This is a genomic window from Novosphingobium sp. NFX11 (assembly GCF_057376415.1).
This window is the reverse complement of record NZ_CP080384.1, coordinates 923,597-946,881: the sequence shown is the minus strand read 5'-3', so window position 1 is coordinate 946,881 and position 23,285 is coordinate 923,597. Positions and strand designations below refer to the sequence as shown.

The following is a 23,285-nucleotide window of genomic DNA, read 5'->3' as shown; positions in this document are numbered from 1 at the left end:
CCAATAGAGGCGCGAGCCCGTCCAGACGCGCAACAAGCGCGCCGCCAGACCATCTTGGGGTCCGCATTGACCATCTCGGAACGCTTCACGGCCTTTTTCAAGGCCGTCCCGGGCATCGACGCCTCGCTCGACCTCGCCCGCCGAAGGGCCGCGACGATCGGCGGCGCAGTGCTGCTGGGCCTGATCGCCATCGCCTTCGCGTGGGCGGGTGACACCGCGCAGAAAGTGTTCCGAGGGTTCACCGCCGTCCACCCTTACGCGCCGCTGGTCATGACGCCTGCGATCTTCGCCGCCGTCGTTTTCATCACCCGGCGCTGGGCGCCCGCTGCGCGCGGCTCGGGCATTCCACAGGTCATGGCAGCGGGCGAGAACCTCGAACTCGCGCGCTCGCCGCTGCTGCAGATGCGCACCGCGATCACCAAGCTACTGCTGACGGTGACGATGCTGCTGGCTGGAGGCTCGGTCGGGCGCGAGGGGCCGACGGTGCAGGTCAGCGCCGCGATCATGGTCGCCTGCCACCGCATGCTGCGCGTGCCGATGACGGCGGGCGTGCTAATCGCAGGCGGCGCGGCCGGGGTCGCGGCCGCCTTCAACACGCCGCTGGCCGGGGTCGCCTTCGCCATCGAGGAACTCGCCGCCGCCTTCGAGCAGCGCGTCGCGGTGCTGGTGATGGGCGCGGTCGTCGTCTCGGGTCTCGTCAGCCTCGGGATCGCCGGGGACTACGTCTACTTCGGAGCGATGCGACAGACGCTGGAAGTCGGCTCGGTCGTGATGATCGCGCCGGTCGCGGGGATCTTGGGCGGCATCCTCGGCGGGCTGTTCTCGCGCCTGCTGCTGGCCTGTGCGCGCGGCGAACATCCCCTTCTCGCGGCAATGCGTTCGCGGCCGGTAACGACGGCGCTGGTCTGCGGGTTGATCGTCGCGGTGCTTGGCGTCGTAACCGGCGGCTCGACCTGGGGCACCGGCTACGAGACCACCCGCCTGATGATCGACGGCCAGCAAAGCGCCTCGCCGTGGTTCGGCCCGGCCAAGTTCGTCGCCACCGCCGCGACGGCGATCTCCGGCGCGCCGGGCGGCATTTTCGCGCCATCGCTGTCAGTCGGCGCGGGCTTCGGCGAACTGCTGTCCTACGTCTTCTCAGGTGATCCCATGCCCGCCGTCGTCCTGCTCGGCATGACCGGCTACTTCGTCGGCGTCGTGCGTGCGCCGCTGACCGCCGTGATCATCCTCATGGAGACCACCGCCAGCCGAGGAATGATCCTGCCGCTGTTCCTGACCGCGATCATCGCCGACGCCGCCAGCACGCTGGTCTGCCGCGAAAAGCTCTATCACGGCCTGTCGCGCGGGTTTCTGGCGAAGGGCTGACCTTCCATCGCAAAACGAAAAACCCCGCCGGTTAGGGCGGGGTTTTTCGTTTTGAATGGTGGTGCGCCCGGAACGATTCGAACGTCCGACCCTCAGATTCGTAGTCTGATGCTCTATCCAGCTGAGCTACGGGCGCCTACCATTTTCAACCCAAACAAGGACCACATCACCCCCGGAAGGAAGAGTGGTGCGCCCGGAACGATTCGAACGTCCGACCCTCAGATTCGTAGTCTGATGCTCTATCCAGCTGAGCTACGGGCGCCTTGGAGGGCTGCCTCTAGGGGGGAATCGGGATCGGTCAACGCCTATGTTCCGCTTTTTTGCATATTGTTTTCCACAGCCCCCAGATGCCGTTCGAGCGCATCGGCCAGCGGGTAATCGAGCGGCGGCATCCGCAGTCCCGCGATCGCGCCGGGCGCGACCCATGCCACGTCGGCGGCCTCGATGGCGCGCGGATCGCCCTGCCAGCGGGTGCACATATAGAGAAGAATGACGAGCGGACGCGGCGGCCCCTTCCCGCCTTCCTCGACCGTAGCGGTGCGGCCGCTGGCGAAGCCCACCGCCTCCAGATCGCCTGCCGCGATGCTTACACCCAATTCCTCTTCCAACTCACGCACGAGCGCCGCTTCGGGGCTTTCGCCGGGCTCCAGCTTGCCTCCGGGAAATTCCCATAGGCCGCCATGCACTCCGATGAAATCGCGCTGCTGCATAAGCACTGTGCCGGAACGCCCGTCGTCGCGCCCGCTGTCATCGGGACGCACGAGTGCGCCTGCGACGACGAGTAAAGGTGTCGGTGGACTTTCCAGCTGTGCCTCCTGCCTTAATGCCTAATTAACGCTGCCGTGGGATCAGACGTCCCTCGCGCGAACTAGCACGGTGACCATGCGCCTTCATCGCCTTCTCAAGACGATCATCGAAAACCGGGACGGTGCGTCCACGGTCGAATACGGCATGATCCTCGCCTTCATCGTACTGGCCATCTTCGCCACGCTGCAGGGCGTGGCCAGCGAGACCGTATCTATGTGGAACAACGTAGCCGCCAAGTCGTCGGCTGCGATGTCCAAAAACTAGGGTGAAACAGCCTTAAGCGTTTATCAACGATTGCAGGCTAAAAAGAGATTGTCCAAGGCGCAGAAGAGAGACTGAAGCGAGGCGGACCGGGTACACTAGACTGCTTTATCAGGAGACCACTCATGAAGTTTCTCGCCAAGCTGCGCCGCAACGAAAAGGGCGCAACCGCCATCGAATACGGCCTGATCGCCGCTCTCATCGCAGTTGCCGCCATCGCCGCCATGCAGGGCATGGGCTCGCAGCTCGTTTCGACCTTCTCGAAGACCTCGTCGGCTATGTCGAAGGGCGTTGCCTAATAGGTGAATACTTTATCTGTACTTACAGATTAAAGTTTCGGGGGCGGCAGGGAAACCTGCCGCCCCTTTCGCTTTGTGGCCCGCCGAAACCATAAAGCCCCGATATCAGTAGGTTACGATCTTCACCTTCTGCCCCGGCGTCAGCGCCGTGTTCGCATCCATCCCGTTGAGCACCAGGAAACGGTCCACCGCCGCGTCGGTATAGGCCATCTTCGCCGCCAGCGACCGCACGGTGTCGCCCTGCCTTACAGTCACGACACGCAGCAATCGCGGCTTCACGCTGCCCGCATCGGTCGCCGAGATCCGACGGATCGAGCGGAACATCGGCGTGAACACTTCCGCCCCGCCCGCCTGCGCCAGCGTCAGGAAGTGATAGGCCTGCCCGTTGCCGAAGTCGTAGGCGAAGACGACGACGTCCACCGCCCCGCTCTGCTGCTGCACCCGCGCGACTCCGTAAGCGGCGGGGATGCCATTCACCGTGGTTTTTTCGATGCTGGCGGGAGTGATTCGCGCCTGATTCGATTCGGTCAGCCCGGCGAAGACGCTGGTGATGTACAGATCGAGGCTGCCGCTCAGCTTCCCGCCGGAAAATTGTGCCTTCCCCGACGATCCGCTGATCGTCACCGCCTGCGTTCCGTTGACCATGAAGAAGCCGTCGGGGGCCTCGAAGGCAGATCGCAGTGTCGGATGCGTGAACTTTCGGCCATCCACCACGCCCTGCTTGGGGTCGTCGCCGTAGACCAGCCCGTCGATTCGCGTGAGGAAAGTGTCGCGATTCGTGGTGCCGCCGCTGCCTTGCCCCGCATATGTCAGCGCAGAGCGCACGCGCGAAGCGGGATCGGGGTGAGTCGAGGCCCATTCCGGCGTCTGATTCGTGCTGCCGCGCAACTGCGCCTCCAGCGCATTTTGCCGCGCGAGGCTTTCCAGCACGCTCGACATGGCGCGCGGATCGTAGCCCGCACGCTTGAGGTAGGTGATGCCGAGCTGGTCCGCCTGCAGCTCCTGCGAGCGCGAGAACTTCAGCGTAAGCAGCTGCGAACCTTGCGAAAACAGCTTCTGCCCGAATTGCCCGAAAGCGTTGTCGCCCAGCACCGCGCCCGCCAGCACCGAGCCCAGCACGCCGAGGATCTGGTTGCGCTGCGCCGCCTTCTGCCGCTGCGCCGAGTGCCGCGCGGCGACGTGGCCGACCTCGTGGCCGAGCACGCCCGCCATCTCCGCCTCGTTGTTCATCAACGCGGTCAGCTGGCGCGTCACGTAGATATAGCCGCCGGGAATCGCGAAAGCGTTGTTCACCGGCGAATTGAGCAGGGTGACGGTGAAATCCCCCGTCGCATTCGACAGGCCGGACTGCACCGCGATTCGCTTGCCGACCTGCTCGACGTAGCTTGCCTGCGGGCCGGTCAGGGCGCCGCCGAATTCGGCCAGCAGTTCGGGATGGGCCTTGGCCCCTTGCGACTTGTCGGCAGCACTGATCGCATAGACGCGCGGCGCCTTCGACGCCTGCGCCTCCAGTCGCGCCGGCCCCGCCGAGACCACCAGCAGCCCCAGCGCCGAGACGACCGCGCCTCCCCGAACTCCGGCCCGAACCACGCGCTTCACGTTGGATACCATGTCGCTCCCTTCCTCCATTCTGCGGGCCGCCACCCGCGATTCTTGCCCGTCGCGCAACGAGTCGCACGGCGGGCTTGTTCCCTTGCGCCCTACATCTGCCCCTTCGCGAGCGGATGGCGCGAGTTCACCAGTTCCACCAGCCGCGCGCTGTCCACATGCGTATAGATCTGCGTCGTCGCGATGTCGGCATGGCCGAGCAGCATCTGCAGCACGCGCAAATCCGCGCCGCCTTCCAGCAGGTGAGTTGCGAAGGCGTGGCGCAGCACGTGCGGCGAGACGCGCTCCGGATCGAGACCCGCCCTGCCCGCCAGTGCCCGCAGCAACTGGAACAACCGCACGCGCGTCAGGTGCCCGCTCGCCCCGCTCGACGGAAAGAGGAACCGCGAGGTCCCCTTCCGCAAAGTCAGCCAGCGCGACAGCACCGCGCGGGAGCGGGTGCTGACCGGCACCATGCGCTGCTGCCCGCCCTTGCCGGTGATGTGGAGGAACGGCGCATCCCGCGGCACCGCGGTGACGGGGAGCGACACCAGTTCGGTCGCGCGCAGGCCGGACCCGTAGAGCAGTTCGAGCAGTGCCAGCAGCCGCACCGCGTCGGACCGCTCGGACACCGCCTCCTCGTCCGCCTGCGCGAGAAACCGCTCGACTTCTTCGTGACTGAGCAGGCGCGGCAGCGGGCGGCGCACGCGCCCCTTGGGCAGCGCACCGGAAGGATCGTCCTTGCGCAGCCCCTCATCGATCAGGAAACCATAGAACTGCCGCAGCGCCGAACACCGCCGGGCGAGGCTGGACGCCGCCAGTCCGCTCCACGCGCCTCCGAGCCCCTCCAATGCCTCGGGCGTGGCATTGGCGACATCGCCCAGCACCTCGCGCGCGGCTTCGAGGTCGCGGCGATAGGCGGCGAGCGTATTGGCCGCCGCGCCGCGTTCCGCCGCCAGCATCGCCAGGAACCGCTCGGCGAGGTCGTCTGCGCCCCCGCTCATCGGCCTCAGACCCGCGCGACCGCCTCGGCGGCGATCATCCGCGCTTCGGCGTCGAGCCCCACCGACCGCAGCGCCGAGACGATGTGATAGAGGTGACGCGGCGTCATGCGCTGCCAGTTGTCGCCCTGCATGCCGAAGGCCGCGAGCAGCGCGACACTGGCTTCATCGCCGCGACTGGCGGCATGGTCGATCGCCTGAGTCCAGCGCGTGCTGCCGCCCATGTCCATCCCGGCATCGCGGGTGACCCGCTCGGCGTCGGCGCGATCGACGCGCTCCAGCCCGGCAAGACCGGCGGCAAGGAAGGCCGAGCGGCGCTTTTGCGTGCTGTCGTCGTCATCGACATAACTGTTGAGCGTCGAACTGCCGACCGTCGCCACGCGGCCCGGAGCAGCAAGGATCAGCATGCCCCATGCCCGCGATCCGGCCTCGACCACGCTCGACCAGCGCAGCGCATTGGCGTCGTATCCCGCCGCCAGCATCGAGGCGATCAGCGAGGACGCGCTGTCGGCCATGTCGGCGCTGGGCGCCATGCGCGCGGCGGCAGCGGCCGTCAGCACCTGCCGGGCATAGAGCGCCGACCCGGTCACGTTCCACAGCGCCTGCATCGCCGCCAGCCGCGCGGCGGGGTCCTGCTGGACATAAGCATCCCGCAGCGATTCCGCGCGGTCCTGCCACTCGCCGGTGACGTCGGGATCGGCGAAGATCTGCGAATAGAGGTCCACCATCGCCGCATTGGACAGCACGCCCGCCGCCGCGGCACGATCCGCCGCCGCCGCCCGGCGGCCAAGGCTGACCATCGGCGCCAGCGCCGTCGCGTAATCGTAGGACGGCCCCGCCGTGGCCATCAGCGCGGTCGGCGGTTCCAGCCCCGTGCCGATCGCGAGACCGTAGCGCCACGGCGTCATCGTCGTGACCTTGTCCCACTCGATCGTCACCGCACGCCGCGCCTTGCCGGCCGCGCCTGCGTACTTCTGCGCGAGCAGCAGGTCGATCTGGTCCATCTTGCCGCGAACCCGGTCGCGCTCCAGCTTCGAGATCGCCGCCGTGCTGTTGCCACGAAACGCCTCGCAGATGGTGCGCGAGGTATTCCACGCGGCATCGTCACGCAGCGAGCCCTGCGTCGCCATCACCGGGCACATGCCGGTGAAGTCGGCATTGCGGGCATAGACGTCGAACGCCACCTGCCCGAACGCCGGGGTGTAATCGGCGATGTCGAGGTCCTGCAGCACCACGCGCGCCGCATCGGTCTCGCCCATGCGCAGCAGCAGGCCGACGCGCATCGCCATGAAGTCGGCCGCGCTCATCCCGCTCGGCGGATTGAGGCGCGAGGCCAGCGCGCGGCGCAACAGGATATGCCCCCAGCGCGAAACAAGCTGCCCCCGGTTGCCTTCCAGCGCGACGCGGATCAGGCTGCCGTTCTGCCCGGCGAGCGAGGCCAGCGGCAGCCCCCTTCGTCGGCACCGAGCATCCCCGCCTCGTCGGCGGAGCGCCGCGCGGCGGGCGGCATATCGATCACCACCTTGGCCCCGAGCAGCGCCTCGAAATCCTCAGGCGACATCTTCTCGAGTTCCTCGAGGCTCGGGATACGACGCAAGGTGCCGTCGTCCTGCGCGATCACGGTAGGCATCGCGCTAGGCGTACCGGTCGGGATCGCCTGCACCACCGGGGTCGAGGTCGCGGCGGGACGCGGAGCGCTCGACGCCGCAGCACTCGGCGCGGAGGAAGTTTGCGGCTTAGGTGCCTGGGTGCGCGGCGCCTGCGGACGCGGGGTGGCCGAGCGCGCGGGTGCGGGCTCGTCGAACATCTTGGGCAGCAGCGATTCGGGGCTGTCCTGCGCCACCGCCCACACCGAGGTCAGCGCCAGCGCGCCTCCCGCGAGCAGGTGCACCGCTCTCATTTCGACAGTTCCGGCAGCGGGATCGAGACGGTCTGCTGCGTCACCGGCTGCACGCCCGCGTCATTCCATGCGGCAATACCAAGGCCGACCACGGCAATCGGCAGGAGAATGGCAACGGCCGACGCTATACGGCGCCTGCGCTTTACGATGTTCACTCGGCTTCCTTCACCATGCTTGCGCTGCGACCTAGCGCAACTATAGGCGATCGGGCAATGGACGTTCAACAAACCCGGTTTTCCGCGCAGGAAATTGCAGCGCTCGCCCGCCGTATCGACCGGCCCATCGTGCTTGTCGGTATGATGGGCGTGGGCAAGTCCAGTGTCGGCAAGCGGCTTGCGAACCTGCTCGATTGCCCCTTCGTCGATGCCGACGACGAGATCGAACGCTCCGCGCAGATGAGCATCCCGGAAATCTTCGACGCTTATGGCGAGGACTATTTCCGCGATGGCGAACGCCGGGTGATTTCCCGCCTGATCACGGACAGCGAGACCAGACGGCAGCGCATCGTCATCGCCACCGGCGGCGGCGCCTTCGTCAATGCCGAAACCCGCGCGCTGATCCTCGACAAGGCGATCACGATCTGGCTCGACAGCGAGGTCGATACCCTCGTCGAGCGCACTGCGCGAAAGGAGAACCGCCCGCTGCTGCGCGGCGGCAACCCGCGCGAAATTCTCGGCCGCCTGCGCGAGGAACGGGCGCAGCATTATTGCCAGGCGCCCATCCACGTGCTGAGCAGCGCAGGCCCGCACGTCCAGACGATCAACAAGGTACTTCAGGGAATTTCCCAATGGCTGTGATCCCCGTCGATATCGCCGGTCGCCCTTACGAAGTGCGCGTCGGCGCCGGGCTGCTCGCGGAACTCGCCCCCAACTGCCGGGGCAAGCTGCGCAAGCGCGGCGTGCCGATCGTCACCGACGCCAACGTCCACGCGGCCTGGGGCGACGTGGTGGAAAAGTCCCTGCGCGACAACGGCCACGAACCGCACTGGCGCATCCTTCCGGCAGGCGAAGCGACCAAGTCGTGGGAGGAACTGGCCGCCACGGTGAACTGGCTGCTGGGCCTCGAAGTGGAGCGCGGCGATCACATCATCGCGCTGGGCGGCGGCGTGATCGGCGACCTCACCGGCTTCTGCGCCTCGGTGCTGAAGCGCGGGTGCCACTTCATCCAGGTGCCCACCACGCTGCTGGCCCAGGTCGATTCGAGCGTCGGCGGCAAGACCGCGATCAACACGCCGGCCGGCAAGAACCTCGTCGGCGCGTTCCACCAGCCCTCGCTGGTGCTGGCCGACCTTTCGGCGCTGGAGACCCTGCCCGAGCGGGACTTGCGCGCGGGCTATGCCGAAGTCGTGAAGTACGGGCTGATCGACGACGCCGACTTCTTCGCCTGGTGCGACGGCAATGCCGCCGCGATGCTGGCGGGCGACAGCGCGCTTCGCGAATATGCGGTGGCGCATTCGGTCGCGGCCAAGGCGCGCATCGTCGCCGAGGACGAGTTCGAGACCACCGGCCGCCGCGCCCTGCTCAACCTCGGCCACACTTTCGGCCACGCGCTGGAGGCCGAGACCGGCTTCGGCGACCGCCTGCTCCACGGCGAGGGCGTCGCGCTGGGCATGGTGCTGGCGGCACGTTACTCGGCAAGGCGCGGGCTGATGCCGCAGGCGAGCGCCGAACATGTCGCGCAGCATATCGGCGAGATCGGCCTGCCTGCCAGCCTCAAGGCGCTCGGGCTGGACTGCGACGGTGCCGCTCTCGTGCAGCACATGCTCCATGACAAGAAGATGGATGCGGGCACCCTGCCCTTCCTGCTGATGAAGGGCATCGGCCAGACCTACCTCGACAAGCAGGTCTCGCTGGAAGACGTGTCGGCGTTCCTCGACGAGGAACTTGCGCGCTGATCGCAGTGCTCTGAGCACCGTCTTTTCAACGATGGCTGTGGTAAGTCACTGCCATTTCATCGCTACACGCACCTCTTGGCGCCTTGTGGCATGTTTGAGTGCCGCTGGGTGCCGTTGAGTGCACCGTGCAAAACGCCGTGTTTGTGCGCCGCTTCGTGGCCGTGCAGCGACGAAGCCCGGATCGCGACGGGCTCGCGAACGTTATATATTTGCACGCTCTTTCAACGGAGTAGGCGTTTGTCACGCTGGCCGGGGGCCAAGACGCCCCGTGCGAGATCCCCCGGGGCGTTGCGGAAGGCGGCAGGTCGATCGGCCTGCCGCCTTTTCATTAGCCACGCATTCAGGTTTGACCCTGTTACATCGACATGACATTGCTCGCGCAGGAACGGCGATTACGCCGATGCACAAGATAATTACGGGACAGACATGACCGCACCCGAAGCGACGCCCAACCTCGACTTCCCCGAAGAAGCGGCGCGAGAAGACCGCGCTTTCCTGGGCCATCCCAAGGGGTTAGGCCTACTCGGCCTGGTCGAGGGCTGCGAGCGGTTTTCCTACTATTCGATGCAGACGCTGCTGACGCTCTACATGGTCAAGTACCTGCTGGTCCCGGGGCGGCAGGAGGGCGTGATCGGGTTGGACTGGGTCACAACGCACGTGTTTCCGGGCCTGTCCGGACAGCCGCTGGCTTCCGAAATATTCGGCCTTTACACGGCTTTAGTCTATCTGACCCCGATCCTCGGCGGCATCCTGGCAGACCTGTTGCTGGGCCGCCGCGCCGCGCTGATCGCGGGCGGCGTGGTCATGTCGCTCGGCCATTTCCTGATGGCGTTCGAGAGCGCCTTCCTGCTGGCGCTGATATCGCTGGTGGTCGGCGTCGGCCTGTTCAAGGGCAACATCGCCAGCCAGGTCGGCGAACTCTACAAGCCCGGCGACATCCGCCGCGCGATGGCGTTCCAGATTTTCTACATATTTATCAATGTCTCGGTAATCGTGGCTCCGCTGATTTCCGGCACGCTGGGTGAGAAAGTCGGCTGGCACTGGGGCTTCGGCTGCGCCGGCGTGGTCATGGTGCTCGGCCTGCTTTTATACATCTACGCAAAGCCCTGGCTGCCCGCCGACAGCAAGGCCGCCAAGTCCTCCGAGCCCCGCGCCACGTTCGAAAAGGGCGACGGCCCGCGTCTGCTGGCCGTACTGGTACTGGTGCCGATCATGGGCATCTCGCTCCTGACCAACCAGCAGATTTTCAACGCTTATCTCGTCTGGGCCGATCAGCAGTTCCAGCTCAGCTTCATGGGTGAGACGCTGCCGACGAGCTGGATGATTACCATTGACGCCACCCTCAGCTTCTCGATGCTGGTGGCCGTCGCCGCGTTCTGGGCCTTCGTCGGCAAGCGCACCGGCAATGAGCCGGACGAACTGGGCAAGATGATCCTGGGCTGCGCGTTCATCGTCGGCGGCGCGGCGTGCCTCTATATGGCTGCGGCGACGCAAGGTACCGGAAAGATTGGTCTATTCTGGCCCGTGATGTTTCACTTGGTGAACTCGATCGGCTTCGCGCACCTGCTGCCGGTGAGCCTCGCGCTGTTCACCCGCCTTGCCCCGCGCGCGCTGAACGCCTCGATCGTGGGGATCTACTACCTTGCGTTCTTCGGCGCGAACCTGGCCGTGGGCAAGATCGGCACGCTGTTCTCGACAATGCCGACGACGACGTTCTGGCTGCTGCACATGGCTTCGGCCGCCGTCGCACTAATCGGGTTCGGGCTATTCAAGCTGTTGTTTGCAAAGCGATTGATGGGCACCCCCTGATGCCCGTCATCGGCTGCCTGCTGCTGATCGTCCTGCCGCTTCTGGGCCTCGCGGCAGGTGGTTTTCTCTGGGGAGCCGAAGGTGCGAAATGGGGCGCCGGGATTGGCTTTACCCTTGCCCTGGTGGTGTTCAGCGGCGGCAGTTACGCCTTCATCAAAGGCATGCGCGGCCGCTGAGTGCTCAGCCGAACACGGCCACCGACTGCATGCCCGCAACAGCCGGAACACCATCCGCGTTCCACTGCATGATGTGCTCGCTCGCCCCGCCATGTGCGGCATGCAGGCTGGTCGAGCGGATCATCCACCAGCCATCCGCCGAGGGCTTCGCGTCCAGCATGTTGACGTGCCATTGCATCGAGGAAATCGGAACCTTGAAGCCCAGCAGCGGCCAGACCGCCACCGGCAGTACGTCCCCGCACAGCAGGCACTCTACTTCGGTATCGAGGGCCCCCGCTCGCGCGGCCGCACCCACCAGGCGAGGTCCGCCTCGCCCAGCGCGGTCTTCGGCATGGCGAAGCGCGCCTCGAAGTGATTGCGCAGGAAAGCCGGCGCATGATCCATCGGCACCGGCTTCGCATCGCCGAGCGGAATGACGCCGTCCGGCAGCGGATAGTGATCGATCGACAGCACGCTCTCGATCGGGCGCATGAAGACGAAGGCGGCGGTAAAGCCCACGCCGGCCTCACCGGTCAGTTCGGCGGAAACCCAGGTTGCATTGCGCCCCTGCCGCAGCACTTTCGCGCGAGCCTCGATGCGCCCGGCCAAGGGGCCGACCATCGAAAGCTGACCGGAGCGCAGCGGCGGCAGATCGTCGGAAACGCCTTTTGCCACCGCCAGTGCGATCGCCGAAGTCAGTCCTCCGTAGGCGGTACGCCCCTGCAGCCAGTCCTCGGTGATTTCCAGCGCGAAACCGCCTTCCAGTGGCTCCACCCCGACAAGCATATCTCCCAGACCCGCCATCAGAACAGCCGCGATCCATCGGGCACGCGCTTGTCGGGCGAGAACAGCGTCACCCGCCCCTCCTCGTCCGCGAAGCCGAGCGTCAGCACTTCGGACAGCGCCTTGCCGATCTGGCGGACGGGAAAGTTCACGACCGCCGCCACCTGTCGCCCGGTCAGTTCCTCGGGAGAATAGAGCGCCGCTACCTGGCCCACGCTCTTCTTCTCGCCGATGCCGGGACCGAAATCGATCCGCAGCTTGTAACTGGGTTTCCGTGCCCCCTCGTAGACATCCGCAGCGACGATGGTGCCGATGCGGATGTCCACCTTGAGGAAGTCGTCGAAGCCTATGGTCTCGCCCGGAGGCGCGGCGGGGTCGTGATCGAGATGCATGTCACTCCATCTCGAGGATGATCGCATCCACCGCAAGGCTTTCCCCCGCCTTGGCGTTGACGGACTTCACCGTGCCCGACTTCTCGGCGCGCAGGATGTTTTCCATCTTCATGGCCTCGACCACTGCCAGCGGTTGCCCTGCCTCGACCTTGTCGCCCTCGCCTACGCTCAGCGAAACGAGGAGGCCCGGCATCGGGCAGATCAGGTACTTCGAGAGGTCCGGCGGGATCTTCTCGATCATGTGCTGCGTGTAACCAGCGATGTGCGCGGGCAGGCAATCGACCTTGTGGATCGCACCGCGCGTGGTCATCCGGAAGCCGGTGCGGGTGACGTCCAGCTTGAGCGTCAGATCCTCGCCATCGACCTCGGCATCCACGAAGCGGTCGCCCGGGGTGTATTCCAGCTCCAGCTCGACTTCCTCGCCATTGACCGTCAGCAGGTCTTCGTCGAGTTCGACCGCGAAGACATCGCCGTCGATGGTCACGGTCCACTCGCCCGGAGGATCGAGCGGCCCGCCAAGCTGGCCTTCGACCCGGCGCGAACGATCGGCGCGCGCGGTGGCGACGAAGGCGGCGACGGCGGCCAGCTGCACCTTCAGCTCGTCCGACGCAGGTGCGCCGTGGAAGCCTTCGGGATATTCCTCGGCGATGAACCCGGTGGTCAGTTCGCCCGAACGGAAGCGCGGATGCTGCATGATCGCCGAGACGAAGTCGATGTTGTGGCCAAGGCCCTCGATCTCGAAGGCGTCGAGCGCGGCGATCTGCTTGTCCGCCGCCTCGTCGCGTGTCTCGCCCCAGGTGATCAGCTTTGCGATCATCGGGTCGTAGAACATCGAGACTTCGCCGCCTTCGTAGACGCCGTCGTCCACGCGGATGCCGTCCACGCCGCGGCGGCCATTCTCTTCGCCGTCATCCGTCCAGCCTTCGACCGGCGGATTGTAGCGCACGAGGCGGCCCGTCGAGGGCAGGAAGCCCCGATAGGGATCTTCGGCGTAGACGCGGTTTTCGATGGCCCAGCCGTCGATCTTCACATCGTCCTGGGTCAGTTCCAGCTTCTCGCCTGCCGCAACGCGGATCATCTGCTCGACCAGGTCGACGCCGGTGATCGCTTCGGTGACGGGGTGCTCCACCTGCAGGCGGGTGTTCATTTCGAGGAAGTAGAAGCTCTCGCCCGTCGGGTCCGCGCCCGAGACGATCAGTTCCACCGTGCCCGCCGAATAATAGCCGACCGCGCGCGACAGGGCGACGCACTGCTCGCCCATGGCCTTGCGCATCGCCGGGGTGACGAAGGGCGACGGCGCTTCCTCGACCACCTTCTGGTGGCGGCGCTGGATCGAGCATTCGCGCTCGTTCAGGTAGAGGATGTTGCCGTGCTTGTCGCCGAGGATCTGGATCTCGATGTGGCGCGGGTTGAGGATGAACTTCTCGATGAAGACGCGGTCGTCGCCGAACGAGTTCAGGCCCTCGCGCTTGGTGGCCTCGAAGCCTTCGCGCACGTCGTTTTCGTTGTAGGCGAGGCGCATGCCCTTGCCGCCGCCGCCCGCGCTGGCCTTCATCATCACCGGGTAGCCGATCTCGGCCGAGATGCGCACGGCGTGCTCGGTATCCTCGATCTCGCCGACGAAGCCGGGGACGACGTTGACGCCGGCGGCCTTGGCGAGCTTCTTGGACTCGATCTTGTCGCCCATCGCCGCGATCGCGCCGACAGGAGGGCCGATGAACTCGATGCCCTCTGCCGCCAGCGCCTCTGCGAACGAGGTGCGCTCGGACAGGAAGCCGTAGCCGGGGTGCACGGCGTCGGCGCCGGTCTGCTTGGCGGCGGCGATGATCTTGTCGGCAATCAGGTAGGACTGCGCGGCCGGCGCGGGGCCGATGTGCACAGCCTCATCCGCCATCTGCACGAACGGCGCGCGGGCGTCGGCGTCGGAATAGACGGCGACCGTGGCGATACCCATGCGGCGCGCCGTCTTGATGACGCGGCAGGCGATCTCGCCCCGGTTTGCGATCAGGATTTTTTGAACATGGCACCTCGAAGCCCCATTCGGGGTCTTGTTTGTTGGCGGTCGGAAACAGGAACTGCAGCGCCTGCGGCGAGAGGACGTGATAGGCCGTAGCGTGGGTCAGATCCTCACGCGGCGAGAGGCAGACCAGCAAGCCGCCCGCTGCGGCGACGCGCTGCGCGGCCTGAGCGGTTTCCTGACCTTCGTTCGAATATGTCAGGTACAGCGGAGCGGTCCGGGGAGACGTCGCGATCAGGCCTGCGGCCGCTTTCGCGAGGCCCGCGTCATCCCACCACAGGCTCGCGTCGATGGCCGCGTAACGGTGGAACAGGCCGGGTTCACGCAGCCACGTCTCGACGATGAACAGACCGGCGAGCGATTCACCGATCACGCCATCGTCGCCATCGGTGCGATAATCCGCCTCGATCAGCGGCTTGACCGTGTCGCGCAGGAAGGCTCGGAACCGTGTGGATTGTCCAGCGGTCGGGTACTGCTTGTGCTGCGCGGCATTGCCCACGCTGCCGATCAGTTCGGCGCGGCGGTCCTTGCTTTCGATGCCGACGACGATCACCGGCAGCGAGCGGCCCCAGATCGCGTTGAGCGCGCTCGTCCCGGCAACATGCAGGAAGTCCTGCGAAAGGCCGCCATCGATGAGATACAGCACCGGATAGCGCTTGGTCCCCTCCGCGTAGCCTTCGGGCAGATAGACGTTGACCTGTCGCTGGTCACCGTCGGCAAAGGCAACGAGGTGCGTTTGTCCGATCGTGATCGGAGTGGATGCAGGCGCTTCGGCAACCGCAACGCCCGGCACGCAAAGGAGGCAGGACAACGCCAGCAGCATTGATCCCGCCCGTTTCATCACTCGGCCGCTTCCAGCTTGGCGCAGCCCTTGGGCATGCGCTGGGCTTCGACTTGCGCGGGCGTCAGTTCGATGGCCATCGGCTTGAGGCCGAGGCGGGCGAACATCGCCAGATCGTTGTCGTCGCCCGCATTGGGCGCGGTCAGCAGCTTGTCGCCGGTGAAGATCGAGTTGGCGCCGGCCATGAAGCACATCGCTTGCGTCATCTCCGACATCGACTCGCGGCCCGCCGAGAGGCGCACCATCGAGCCCGGCATGGTAATGCGTGCGACCGCCACGGTGCGCACGAACTCCACGTCGTCGATCTTGGCAAGCGGCGTGTCGGCCAGCATGTCGCCCAGCACGGTGCCCTTGACCGGCACCAGCGCATTGACCGGTACCGACTGCGGGTGCTCGGGCAAGGTGGCGAGCGTGTGGACGAAGCCCACGCGGTCCGCGCGCGTCTCGCCCATGCCGACGATGCCGCCCGAGCATACGTTGATGCCCGCCATGCGCACGTTCGACAGCGTATCGAGGCGGTCTTCCATCGTGCGCGTGGTGATGACCTGATCGTAGCGCTCGGGCGAAGTGTCGATGTTGTGGTTGTAATAATCGAGGCCCGCGTCGCTCAGCATGTCGGCTTGGCTTGGCGTCAGCATGCCCAGCGTCATGCAGGTTTCCATGCCCATTGCGCGCACGCCCTTCACCATCTCGATGATGGCGGGCATGTCGCGGTCTTTGGGGTTGCGCCAGGCCGCGCCCATGCAGAAGCGGGTGGAGCCTTGGTCCGCCGCCTGCGCCGCGCGCTGGAGAACCTGCTGTACCTCCATCAGCTTGGTCGCCTTGACGCCGCTGTTGGCCGAAACCGACTGCGAGCAGTAGCCGCAATCCTCCACGCACCCGCCGGTCTTGATCGAGAGCAGCGTGGAAAGCTGCACTTCGTCCGCTTTGTGGCTGGCGCGGTGAACTTCGGCGGCGCGGAAGACCAGCTCAGTGAACGGCAGGTCGAACAGCGCCGCGATTTCCTCACGGGTCCAGTCGGTGCGGGGGCGAAGGCGGGGGTTTGGGTCATAGTCATTCCTCAGGCGGCACGCGCGCGGCTCGGGGCCAAAGCCCTGTCATAGAACGCGATGCCGTGCTGATCCAGCATCCCCTTACTCGGCCGCCTGCAGTTCGGAGCCGGCCGGCGGCATGTTATGGCCGAGCAGGCGCAGCACGTCGGCGGCGCATTCGACCACGTTCGAGCCGGGGCCGTAGATGCCCTGAACGCCGGCATTGCGCAGGTATTCGTAGTCCTTCGCCGGGATCACCCCGCCTGCGATCACCTTGACGTCGCTGCGCCCGGCATCGCGCAGCTGCTGGATCAGTTCGGGGATCAGCGTCTTGTGACCAGCCGCGAGGCTGGAGGCACCGACGACATCGACTTCGTTCTGCAAGGCCAGCACCACGGTTTCCTCGGGCGTCTGGAACAGCGGGCCGGAGACGACCTCGAAGCCCATGTCGCCAAAGGCCGAGGCGATGATGTTGGCGCCGCGATCGTGCCCGTCCTGGCCCATCTTGGCGACGAGCAGCTTGGGCTTGCGGCCAAGGCGGCGCTCCACCGCCTGAACGCCGTCCAGCACCTGCTGCCAGCGGCTGTCGCCCTCGTAAGGCGCGCCGTAGACACCCTTCACCGGGGTCGGCTGGGTGCCGTAGCGCTCGAAGCTCTCCTCCATCGCGGAGGAGATTTCGCCGAGGGTCGCGCGGGCGCGGGCCGCTTCGACCGCAAGGGCGAGAAGGTTGTTCTCGATGCTGGCGGGCGCGGCGGCGCCATCGGCCAGCGCCTTGAGCGCGGCCTGGCACACGGCTTCGTCGCGCTCCGCCTTCATCTTGTTGATGCGGGCGATCTGACCTTCGCGAACCTTGGCGTTGTCGATGTCGAGCGTCTCGATCGCGTCCTCGGCGGCGAGGCGGTACTTGTTGACGCCGACGATCACGTCGTCACCCCGGTCCACGCGCGCCTGGCGGGAGGCGGCGGCGGTCTCGATCATCGCCTTGGGCCAGCCGGCCGCAACGGCCTTGGCCATACCGCCTTCGGACTGGACGCGCTCGATGATCTCCCAGGCCTGATCGACGAGGCTCTGCGTCAGCGATTCGATGTAGTACGAGCCACCCAGCGGATCGACGACATTGCACATGCCGGTCTCCTCCTGGATGATGATCTGGGTATTGCGGGCGATGCGCGCCGAGAAGTCGGTCGGCAGCGCGATCGCCTCGTCCAGCGCGTTGGTGTGCAGCGACTGGGTACCGCCCAGCATCGAGGCCATCGCCTCGATCGTGGTGCGGATCACGTTGTTGTAGGGGTCCTGCTCCTGCAGCGACACGCCCGAGGTCTGGCAGTGGGTGCGCAGCATCTTCGAACGCTCATCCTTGGCCCCCAGATCGGTCATCACGCGGTGCCACAGCACGCGCGCGGCGCGCAACTTGGCCACTTCCATGAAGAAGTTCATGCCGATGGCGAAGAAGAACGACAGCCTCCCTGCGAACTTGTCGATGTCGAGGCCCGAGGCGACGCCGTATTTCACATATTCGGCGCCGTCGGCGATGGTGAAGGCCAGTTCCTGCACCTGCGTCGCGCCGGCTTCCTGCATGTGGTAGCCGGAAATCGAGATCGAGTTGAACTTGGGCATCTCGCGGCTGGTGTAGCCGAAGATGTCCGAGATGATCCGCATGCTCGGCTCGGGCGGGTAGATGTAGGTGTTGCGGACCATGAACTCCTTGAGGATGTCGTTCTGGATGGTCCCGTCGAGCAGCTTGCGATCGACGCCCTGCTCTTCACCGGCGACGATGAAAAATGCCAGGATCGGGATCACCGCGCCGTTCATCGTCATCGAGACCGACATCTTGTCGAGCGGGATGCCGTCGAACAGGATCTTCATGTCCTCGACCGAGTCGATCGCCACGCCCGCCTTGCCGACATCGCCCACCACGCGCGGGTGGTCGGAGTCATAGCCACGGTGAGTCGCGAGGTCGAAGGCGACCGAAAGGCCCTTCTGGCCCGCCGCGAGGTTGCGTCGGTAGAAGGCGTTCGATTCCTCGGCGGTGGAGAAGCCCGCGTACTGGCGGATGGTCCAGGGCCGGCCCGCATACATCGAGGCGCGCACGCCGCGCGTGAAGGGCGCGAAGCCCGGAAGGCCCGGATCGACGGTCACGTCCTCGGCGGTGTAGAGCGGCTTGACCGCGATGCCCTCGGGCGTGTCCCAGGTCAGGTCCTTGCCCTTGACTTCCTTGGTTGCCGCTGCCTGCCAGTCGTTGATGTCAGCCATGTTCGCTATTCCTCGGATCGCCCGGCCGCAGGGCCGGGTCTTCGGGTCGAATTAGTGGTGGTCGCCCTTGGGCGTTTCCATGATCTCGGTGAGCTGGCCGCCCATGTCCTTGGGGTGGACGAAGAAGATCAGCGTCCCGTGTGCGCCCATGCGCGGCTCACCCAGCACGCGCTTGCCGAGGCCCTCGAACCACACCTTGGCAGCGTGGATATCGGGCACTTCATAACAGATGTGGTGCTGCCCCCGAGCGGGTTCTTCTCCAGCCACTTGCCCACCGCCGAATCCGGCGAGGTGGGCTGGAGCAGCTCGATCTGCGTGCCCGCAGTGCCGCCCTCGCCCGGCGTGTTCACGAAGCAGACGCGCACCTGCTGGCTTTCGAGCACGAACGGCTCGGTCACGTCGGTAGCGCCCATCACGTCCTTGTAGAACGCGATCGAGGCGTCGAGATCGGGCGTGGCGACGCCAATGTGGTTGAGGCGGCCGAGCTTCATGGCAGTTATCCTACGTTCTCGATGACCATGGCGATGCCCTGCCCGCCGCCGATGCACATGGTGACGAGGCCGTACTTCCCGCCGATGCGCTTCAACTCGTACATGGCCTTGATGGTGAGCATGGTTCCCGTCGCACCGACGGGGTGACCGATCGAGACGCCCGAACCGTTGGGATTGACCTTCGCCGGATCGAAGCCGAGCACCTTGGCGACGGCGGCGGCCTGCGCGGCGAACGCCTCGTTGCTCTCGATCACGTCCATCTGGTCGAGGCTCAGCCCGGCGCGCTTCAGCGCGATCGGAACGGCCTTGATCGGGCCTTCGCCCATGTATTCCGGCTCGACGCCCGCGTGGCCCCAGGCGACGATACGCGCGAGCGGCTTGAGGCCGCGCTTCTCGACTTCAGCACCCGTGGCGAGCACCACGGCGGCGGCACCGTCGTTGATGCCGCTGGCATTGCCCGCCGTGACCGTGCCGTCCTTCTTGAAGGCCGGGCGCATCTTGCCCAGCACTTCTACAGTGGTGTCGGCCTTCACGTGCTCATCGGTGTCGAAGACGGTAACGCCCTTGCGGGTCTTCACCTCGACGGGCAGGATCTGCTCCTTGAAGCGGCCCTCGGCGATGGCATGCGCGGCGCGGGCGTGGCTGGTCGCGGCGAGCGCGTCCATGTCCTCGCGGCTGACGCAGTGGCGCTCCGCCACATTTTCCGCCGTGATGCCCATGTGGTAGCCGCCGATGGCGTCCGACAGGCCGAGCGTCAGCGCGTCTTCCTGCGTGTTGGCGCCCATCTTCCTGCCCCAGCGCACGCCGTGGTCATGGTAGGGCACGTTCGACATGACTTCGGCGCCGCCCGCCAGCGTCACCGAGGCCTCGCCCAGCTTCATCATCTGCGCGGCCGAGACGATCGCCTGCACGCCCGAGCCGCACAGGCGGTTCAGCGTCAGCGCCGGAGTGGCGAGCGGGATGCCGGCATTGATGCCGATCACGCGGGCCAGCATCTGGTCGCGCGCGCTGGTGGGCATGACTTGGCCGATGACCACATGCTCCACCGCGTCCGCCTCGATCCCGGCGCGGGCAAGCGCTTCGGTAGCGACGAGGCCGCCGAGGTCCGAAGGCATGAACGACTTCAGCGAACCGCCGAAATCGCCGACTGCCGTGCGCACGCCGCTGACGATGTAGACTTCTTCCATGACCTGACTTCCAATCCCTTATCCTTCGACCGGGCGCCGTATTCGGCCTTCGCATCCGGTCAGTGTACTCTCAAAAAGGCCACCTGCCGCGCATCACAGCGGGATGTTGTCGTGCTTCTTCCAGGGATTCTCGAGTTCCTTGTTCCGCAGCTTGCGCAGGCCGAGCGCGATGCGGCGGCGGGTCGAGTGCGGATAGATGACCTCGTCGATGTAGCCCCGGCTCGCCGCCACGAAGGGATTGGCGAAGCGGTCCTCGTATTCCTTGGTCTTGGCGGCGATGCCGTCTGCATCCTGACCGCGGAAGATGATCTCCACCGCGCCCTTGGCGCCCATCACCGCGATTTCCGCAGTGGGCCAGGCGTAGTTGAGGTCGCCGCGCAAGTGCTTGGAACTCATGACGTCGTAGGCGCCGCCATAGGCCTTGCGGGTAATGACGGTGATCTTGGGCACGGTCGCCTCGGCATAGGCGAACAGCAGCTTGGCGCCGTGCTTGATGATGCCGTTGTGCTCCTGGTCGGTGCCGGGCAGGAAGCCCGGAACGTCGACGAAGGTGATAAGCGGAATGCTGAACGCATCGCAGAAGCGCACGAACCGCGCCGCCTTCTTCGACGAGTTGATGTCGAGCACGCCCGCCAGCACCATCGGCTGGTTGGCGACGATGCCCACGGTCTTGCCCTCGACCCGGCCGAACCCGATGATGATGTTGCCCGCGTGGAGCGGCTGGAGTTCGAAGAACTCGCCCTCGTCCACCGTCTTGCGGATGACTTCGTGCATGTCATACGGCTGGTTGGCCGAAGGCGGGATGATCGTGTCGAGACTGGGTTCTAGACGATCCCATGCATCGGCCGAGGGACGTTCCGGCACGCCGTCGCGGTTGGACGAAGGCAGGAAGTCGAAGAAATCGCGGGCCGCCAGCAGCGCCTCGATGTCGTTCTCCAGCGCGAGGTCGGACACCGAAGTCTTGCTGGAGTGCGTGATCGCGCCGCCCAGTTCTTCCTGCGTGACGACTTCGTTGGTGACGGTCTTCACCACTTCGGGGCCGGTGACGAACATGTACGAGCTGTCCTTCACCATGAAGATGAAGTCGGTCATCGCCGGCGAGTACACCGCGCCGCCCGCACAGGGGCCCATGATGAGCGAGAGCTGCGGCACCACGCCCGATGCCAGCACGTTACGCTGGAACACGTCGGCATAGCCGCCGAGCGAGGCGACGCCTTCCTGAATGCGCGCGCCGCCGGAATCGTTGAGGCCGATGACCGGCGCGCCCACTTTCAGCGCGGCGTCCATCACCTTGCAGATCTTCTGCGCGTGGCGGGCCGAGAGCGAGCCGCCGAACACCGTGAAGTCCTGGCTGAACACGTAGACGAGGCGGCCGTTGATGGTGCCCGAACCGGTGACCACGCCGTCGCCGGGGATCTTCTGGTCCTGCATGCCGAAGTCGACGCAGTCATGCTCGACGTAGAGGTCCATCTCCTCGAAGCTGCCTTCGTCGAGCAGCACGTCGAGGCGTTCGCGCGCGGTCAGCTTGCCCTTGGCATGCTGCGCGTCGATGCGCTTCTGACCACCACCCAGCTTTGCGGCGGAGCGGCGCTTCTCCATTTCGGCGATATTTGCGGACATCCGGATTCCCTTGCCTCGGCGCATGCAGCGTCAATTGCTGCATCCGCGTAAGACCGGGAAAGGCCTCTGGTCAACTGTTTTTAATCGACCGGTTAAACTTATCCGGGGTGGGTCTGCGATCTATCCGTCAGGCGATATGACCGAACCCACCCACCCGCCATTGCGAGCGCAGCGAAGCAATGGCGAAAGAGGGTTTCGCCCCCTTACTTCATCAGCACCAGTTCTTCCGACATAGTCGGGTGAACCGCCACGGTGGCGTCGAAATCGGCCTTGGTCAGCCCCGCCTTCACCGCGATCGCCGCGACCTGGATCAGTTCCGGCGTGTCCGCGCCGATCATGTGGATGCCCAGAACCTTGTCCGTCTCGGCATGGCAGATCATCTTGTAGAGCGAGCGTTCGTTGCGCTGCGCCAGCACGTTCTTCATCGAGCGGAAGTCGCTGGTGTAGACCTTGCAGGTGCCGAACTGCTCGGTCGCCTGCGCTTCGGTCAGGCCCACGCCCGCGAGCGGCGGGTGGCTGAACACTGCCGAGGCAATGCACGAATAGTCCACGCTGGCCTCCTTGCCGCCGAACACGCGGTCGGCGAAGGCCTGCCCCTCGCGGATGGCGACGGGGGTGAGCTGCACGCGGTCGGTCACGTCGCCCACGGCATAGATGCTCGGGACGCTGGTACGCGCGTTCTCGTCCACCGCGATGGCGCCCTTTGCGTTCAGCTTCACGCCGACGTCATCGAGGCCGAGGCCTTCGATATTGGGCACGCGCCCGGTGGCGAACAGGACGAGGTCGACTTCGAGCGGCTCGTGATTGCTCATGTGGACGACCAGCGAACCGTCCTCCTGCTTCACGATCTTCTCGAAGTTCGCGTTGAAACGGAACTCCATGCCCTTCGCGAGCGAAATCTGGAGCAGGCGGTCGCGCACGCTTTCGTCATAGCCGCGCAGGATCTGGTCCGAGCGGTTGATAAGCGTCACATGGGCGCCGAACTGGTGGAAGATGCCCGCGAACTCGTTCGCGATATAGCCCGCGCCCGCGATCAGCACGCGCTTCGGGATCGCGTCGAGATGGAACGCTTCGTTGGAGGTGATGCCATGCGTATGCCCCGGGCATTCCGGCACATGCGGCCGCGCGCCGGTGGCGATCAGGATATGCTTCGCGGTCTTCTTCTCGCCGTTCGCCAGCGTAATCTCGTGCGGGCCGGTGATCGTCGCGCGCTGGTGGAATATCTCGACCTTATTGTTGTCGAGCGTCTGCGTGTAGAGGCCGTTGAGGCGATCGACGTCGCCCAGCACGTTGTCGCGCAGGGTCTTCCAGTCGAACTTCGGCTCGCCCACGTCCCAGCCGAAGTGGCGCGCGTCCTCAAGGTCTTCGGCGAAGTGCGCGGCGTAGACGAGCATCTTCTTGGGCACGCAGCCCCGGATCACGCAGGTTCCGCCGACCCGGTACTCTTCGGCCACCGCCACGCGCGCGCCGTAGGCAGCCGCAACGCGGCTTGCGCGCACGCCGCCCGAACCGGCGCCGATGGTGAAGAGGTCGTAGTCGTAGTCGGCGCCTTGGTCAGACATGCGGTGAAGCTCCTTTGGTCGCGGGGCATA

Annotated in this window: 23 protein-coding genes, 2 tRNA genes and 1 pseudogene; 7 read left to right on the top strand and 19 right to left on the bottom strand. The window is 65.9% G+C overall.

The genetic code is table 11. The annotated features are described in order from the left end of the window. Positions 1-66: 66 nt before the first annotated feature. Positions 67-1,365 carry a chloride channel protein gene (locus KZO24_RS04880; RefSeq protein ID WP_271181067.1) on the top strand — a complete coding sequence of 433 codons (1,299 nt, stop codon included), beginning with the start codon at positions 67-69 and terminating at the stop codon, positions 1,363-1,365. 59 nt (positions 1,366-1,424) lie between these two features. Here KZO24_RS04880 and KZO24_RS04875 read toward each other — a convergent pair. The 3 genes from KZO24_RS04875 to KZO24_RS04865 all read right to left on the bottom strand — a co-directional run bounded on the left by KZO24_RS04875 (position 1,425) and on the right by KZO24_RS04865 (position 2,126). Next, positions 1,425-1,501: transfer RNA gene (locus tag KZO24_RS04875), tRNA-Arg, on the bottom strand. Between the two features lie 49 nt (positions 1,502-1,550). Then, a tRNA-Arg gene (locus KZO24_RS04870) sits at positions 1,551-1,627 on the bottom strand. Between the two features lie 43 nt (positions 1,628-1,670). Further along, positions 1,671-2,126, bottom strand: coding sequence for a (deoxy)nucleoside triphosphate pyrophosphohydrolase (locus tag KZO24_RS04865; protein WP_271181068.1), 456 nt, complete (start codon positions 2,124-2,126; stop codon positions 1,671-1,673). A gap of 121 nt (positions 2,127-2,247) precedes the next feature. On the opposite strand from KZO24_RS04865, the gene KZO24_RS04860 reads away from it, so the two are divergent. Next, on the top strand, positions 2,248-2,436 hold the full coding sequence (locus KZO24_RS04860; protein ID WP_008829679.1) for a Flp family type IVb pilin: 189 nt from the start codon (positions 2,248-2,250) through the stop codon (positions 2,434-2,436). Positions 2,437-2,558: 122 nt separating this feature from the next. Further along, the gene (locus KZO24_RS04855) at positions 2,559-2,732 is read left to right on the top strand and encodes a Flp family type IVb pilin (RefSeq protein WP_271181069.1); all 174 of its coding nucleotides are present in this window, start codon (positions 2,559-2,561) and stop codon (positions 2,730-2,732) included. Positions 2,733-2,837: 105 nt separating this feature from the next. Here the strand turns inward: KZO24_RS04855 and KZO24_RS04850 are convergent, their stop codons facing one another. From KZO24_RS04850 to KZO24_RS04830, 5 genes are all read right to left on the bottom strand, one after another. Next, the gene (locus tag KZO24_RS04850; RefSeq protein ID WP_486487141.1) at positions 2,838-4,343 is read right to left on the bottom strand and encodes a M48 family metalloprotease; all 1,506 of its coding nucleotides are present in this window, start codon (positions 4,341-4,343) and stop codon (positions 2,838-2,840) included. Positions 4,344-4,432: 89 nt separating this feature from the next. Beyond that, complete coding sequence (locus tag KZO24_RS04845; RefSeq protein WP_271181071.1) at positions 4,433-5,323, bottom strand: tyrosine recombinase; 891 nt, start codon at positions 5,321-5,323, stop codon at positions 4,433-4,435. A 5-nt stretch (positions 5,324-5,328) separates the two neighbouring features. Then, on the bottom strand, positions 5,329-6,669 hold the full coding sequence (locus KZO24_RS04840) for a hypothetical protein (protein ID WP_486486933.1): 1,341 nt from the start codon (positions 6,667-6,669) through the stop codon (positions 5,329-5,331). Positions 6,670-6,728: 59 nt separating this feature from the next. Next, complete coding sequence (locus tag KZO24_RS04835) at positions 6,729-7,220, bottom strand: hypothetical protein (RefSeq protein ID WP_486486932.1); 492 nt, start codon at positions 7,218-7,220, stop codon at positions 6,729-6,731. Then, positions 7,217-7,375, bottom strand: coding sequence for a hypothetical protein (locus tag KZO24_RS04830; protein ID WP_155986147.1), 159 nt, complete (start codon positions 7,373-7,375; stop codon positions 7,217-7,219). Before KZO24_RS04830 ends, KZO24_RS04835 begins: the two co-directional genes overlap by 4 nt. Positions 7,376-7,432: 57 nt before the next feature. Between KZO24_RS04830 and KZO24_RS04825 the strand changes: the two genes are divergently transcribed. From KZO24_RS04825 to KZO24_RS04810, 4 genes are all read left to right on the top strand, one after another. Continuing rightward, entirely contained in the window at positions 7,433-8,017 is a 585-nt protein-coding gene (locus tag KZO24_RS04825) for a shikimate kinase (RefSeq protein ID WP_069707589.1), read from the top strand. Next, complete coding sequence (gene aroB / locus KZO24_RS04820; RefSeq protein ID WP_271181073.1) at positions 8,008-9,114, top strand: 3-dehydroquinate synthase; 1,107 nt, start codon at positions 8,008-8,010, stop codon at positions 9,112-9,114. Before KZO24_RS04825 ends, aroB begins: the two co-directional genes overlap by 10 nt. A 426-nt stretch (positions 9,115-9,540) precedes the next feature. Continuing rightward, on the top strand, positions 9,541-10,923 hold the full coding sequence (locus KZO24_RS04815) for a peptide MFS transporter (RefSeq protein WP_271181074.1): 1,383 nt from the start codon (positions 9,541-9,543) through the stop codon (positions 10,921-10,923). After that, a complete protein-coding gene (locus KZO24_RS04810; protein ID WP_271181075.1) occupies positions 10,923-11,099 on the top strand; it encodes a hypothetical protein in 177 nt (58 codons plus the stop codon). Before KZO24_RS04815 ends, KZO24_RS04810 begins: the two co-directional genes overlap by 1 nt. A 4-nt stretch (positions 11,100-11,103) precedes the next feature. Here the strand turns inward: KZO24_RS04810 and KZO24_RS04805 are convergent, their stop codons facing one another. The 11 genes and pseudogenes from KZO24_RS04805 to gor form a co-directional block, all read right to left on the bottom strand. After that, positions 11,104-11,322, bottom strand: a complete 219-nt coding sequence (locus tag KZO24_RS04805; RefSeq protein ID WP_486486931.1) for a hypothetical protein — start codon at positions 11,320-11,322, stop codon at positions 11,104-11,106. A gap of 29 nt (positions 11,323-11,351) precedes the next feature. Continuing rightward, positions 11,352-11,882, bottom strand: coding sequence for a thioesterase family protein (locus KZO24_RS04800; protein WP_486486930.1), 531 nt, complete (start codon positions 11,880-11,882; stop codon positions 11,352-11,354). Then, the gene (locus KZO24_RS04795) at positions 11,882-12,253 is read right to left on the bottom strand and encodes a tRNA-binding protein (RefSeq protein ID WP_271181077.1); all 372 of its coding nucleotides are present in this window, start codon (positions 12,251-12,253) and stop codon (positions 11,882-11,884) included. Before KZO24_RS04795 ends, KZO24_RS04800 begins: the two co-directional genes overlap by 1 nt. 1 nt (position 12,254) lies before the next feature. Continuing rightward, complete coding sequence (locus KZO24_RS04790) at positions 12,255-14,240, bottom strand: ATP-binding protein (protein WP_486487140.1); 1,986 nt, start codon at positions 14,238-14,240, stop codon at positions 12,255-12,257. Continuing rightward, positions 14,137-15,111, bottom strand: coding sequence for an alpha/beta hydrolase (locus KZO24_RS04785; protein WP_486486929.1), 975 nt, complete (start codon positions 15,109-15,111; stop codon positions 14,137-14,139). The genes KZO24_RS04790 and KZO24_RS04785 overlap by 104 nt, the downstream gene beginning before the upstream one ends. Next, positions 15,111-16,175 (bottom strand): biotin synthase BioB, encoded by a 1,065-nt coding sequence (gene bioB, locus KZO24_RS04780; protein ID WP_486487139.1) that lies wholly within the window; start codon positions 16,173-16,175, stop codon positions 15,111-15,113. The genes KZO24_RS04785 and bioB overlap by 1 nt, the downstream gene beginning before the upstream one ends. A 69-nt stretch (positions 16,176-16,244) precedes the next feature. Further along, complete coding sequence (gene scpA, locus KZO24_RS04775; RefSeq protein WP_271181081.1) at positions 16,245-18,395, bottom strand: methylmalonyl-CoA mutase; 2,151 nt, start codon at positions 18,393-18,395, stop codon at positions 16,245-16,247. Positions 18,396-18,446: 51 nt separating this feature from the next. Then, positions 18,447-18,886 (bottom strand): annotated as a pseudogene (gene mce / locus KZO24_RS04770) (methylmalonyl-CoA epimerase). A 5-nt stretch (positions 18,887-18,891) separates the two neighbouring features. Beyond that, complete coding sequence (gene bktB / locus KZO24_RS04765; RefSeq protein WP_271181083.1) at positions 18,892-20,073, bottom strand: beta-ketothiolase BktB; 1,182 nt, start codon at positions 20,071-20,073, stop codon at positions 18,892-18,894. Between the two features lie 93 nt (positions 20,074-20,166). Beyond that, a complete protein-coding gene (locus tag KZO24_RS04760) occupies positions 20,167-21,693 on the bottom strand; it encodes an acyl-CoA carboxylase subunit beta (RefSeq protein WP_271181084.1) in 1,527 nt (508 codons plus the stop codon). A gap of 203 nt (positions 21,694-21,896) precedes the next feature. Then, positions 21,897-23,255, bottom strand: coding sequence for a glutathione-disulfide reductase (gene gor, locus KZO24_RS04755; protein WP_271181085.1), 1,359 nt, complete (start codon positions 23,253-23,255; stop codon positions 21,897-21,899). Positions 23,256-23,285 lie beyond the last annotated feature (30 nt).

Bases quoted from the DNA above. Each gene is read 5' to 3' on its own strand.
- KZO24_RS04860 (WP_008829679.1), top strand. From the start codon at position 2,248: ATGCGCCTTCATCGCCTTCTCAAGACGATCATCGAAAACCGGGACGGT.
- KZO24_RS04855 (WP_271181069.1), top strand. From the start codon at position 2,559: ATGAAGTTTCTCGCCAAGCTGCGCCGCAACGAAAAGGGCGCAACCGCC.
- KZO24_RS04850 (WP_486487141.1), bottom strand. From the start codon at position 4,343: ATGGTATCCAACGTGAAGCGCGTGGTTCGGGCCGGAGTTCGGGGAGGC.
- KZO24_RS04845 (WP_271181071.1), bottom strand. From the start codon at position 5,323: ATGAGCGGGGGCGCAGACGACCTCGCCGAGCGGTTCCTGGCGATGCTG.
- KZO24_RS04835 (WP_486486932.1), bottom strand. From the start codon at position 7,220: ATGAGAGCGGTGCACCTGCTCGCGGGAGGCGCGCTGGCGCTGACCTCG.
- KZO24_RS04825 (WP_069707589.1), top strand. From the start codon at position 7,433: ATGGACGTTCAACAAACCCGGTTTTCCGCGCAGGAAATTGCAGCGCTC.
- aroB (WP_271181073.1), top strand. From the start codon at position 8,008: ATGGCTGTGATCCCCGTCGATATCGCCGGTCGCCCTTACGAAGTGCGC.
- KZO24_RS04815 (WP_271181074.1), top strand. From the start codon at position 9,541: ATGACCGCACCCGAAGCGACGCCCAACCTCGACTTCCCCGAAGAAGCG.
- KZO24_RS04810 (WP_271181075.1), top strand. From the start codon at position 10,923: ATGCCCGTCATCGGCTGCCTGCTGCTGATCGTCCTGCCGCTTCTGGGC.
- KZO24_RS04800 (WP_486486930.1), bottom strand. From the start codon at position 11,882: ATGGCGGGTCTGGGAGATATGCTTGTCGGGGTGGAGCCACTGGAAGGC.
- KZO24_RS04795 (WP_271181077.1), bottom strand. From the start codon at position 12,253: ATGCATCTCGATCACGACCCCGCCGCGCCTCCGGGCGAGACCATAGGC.
- KZO24_RS04785 (WP_486486929.1), bottom strand. From the start codon at position 15,111: ATGAAACGGGCGGGATCAATGCTGCTGGCGTTGTCCTGCCTCCTTTGC.
- scpA (WP_271181081.1), bottom strand. From the start codon at position 18,395: ATGGCTGACATCAACGACTGGCAGGCAGCGGCAACCAAGGAAGTCAAG.
- bktB (WP_271181083.1), bottom strand. From the start codon at position 20,073: ATGGAAGAAGTCTACATCGTCAGCGGCGTGCGCACGGCAGTCGGCGAT.
- KZO24_RS04760 (WP_271181084.1), bottom strand. From the start codon at position 21,693: ATGTCCGCAAATATCGCCGAAATGGAGAAGCGCCGCTCCGCCGCAAAG.
- gor (WP_271181085.1), bottom strand. From the start codon at position 23,255: ATGTCTGACCAAGGCGCCGACTACGACTACGACCTCTTCACCATCGGC.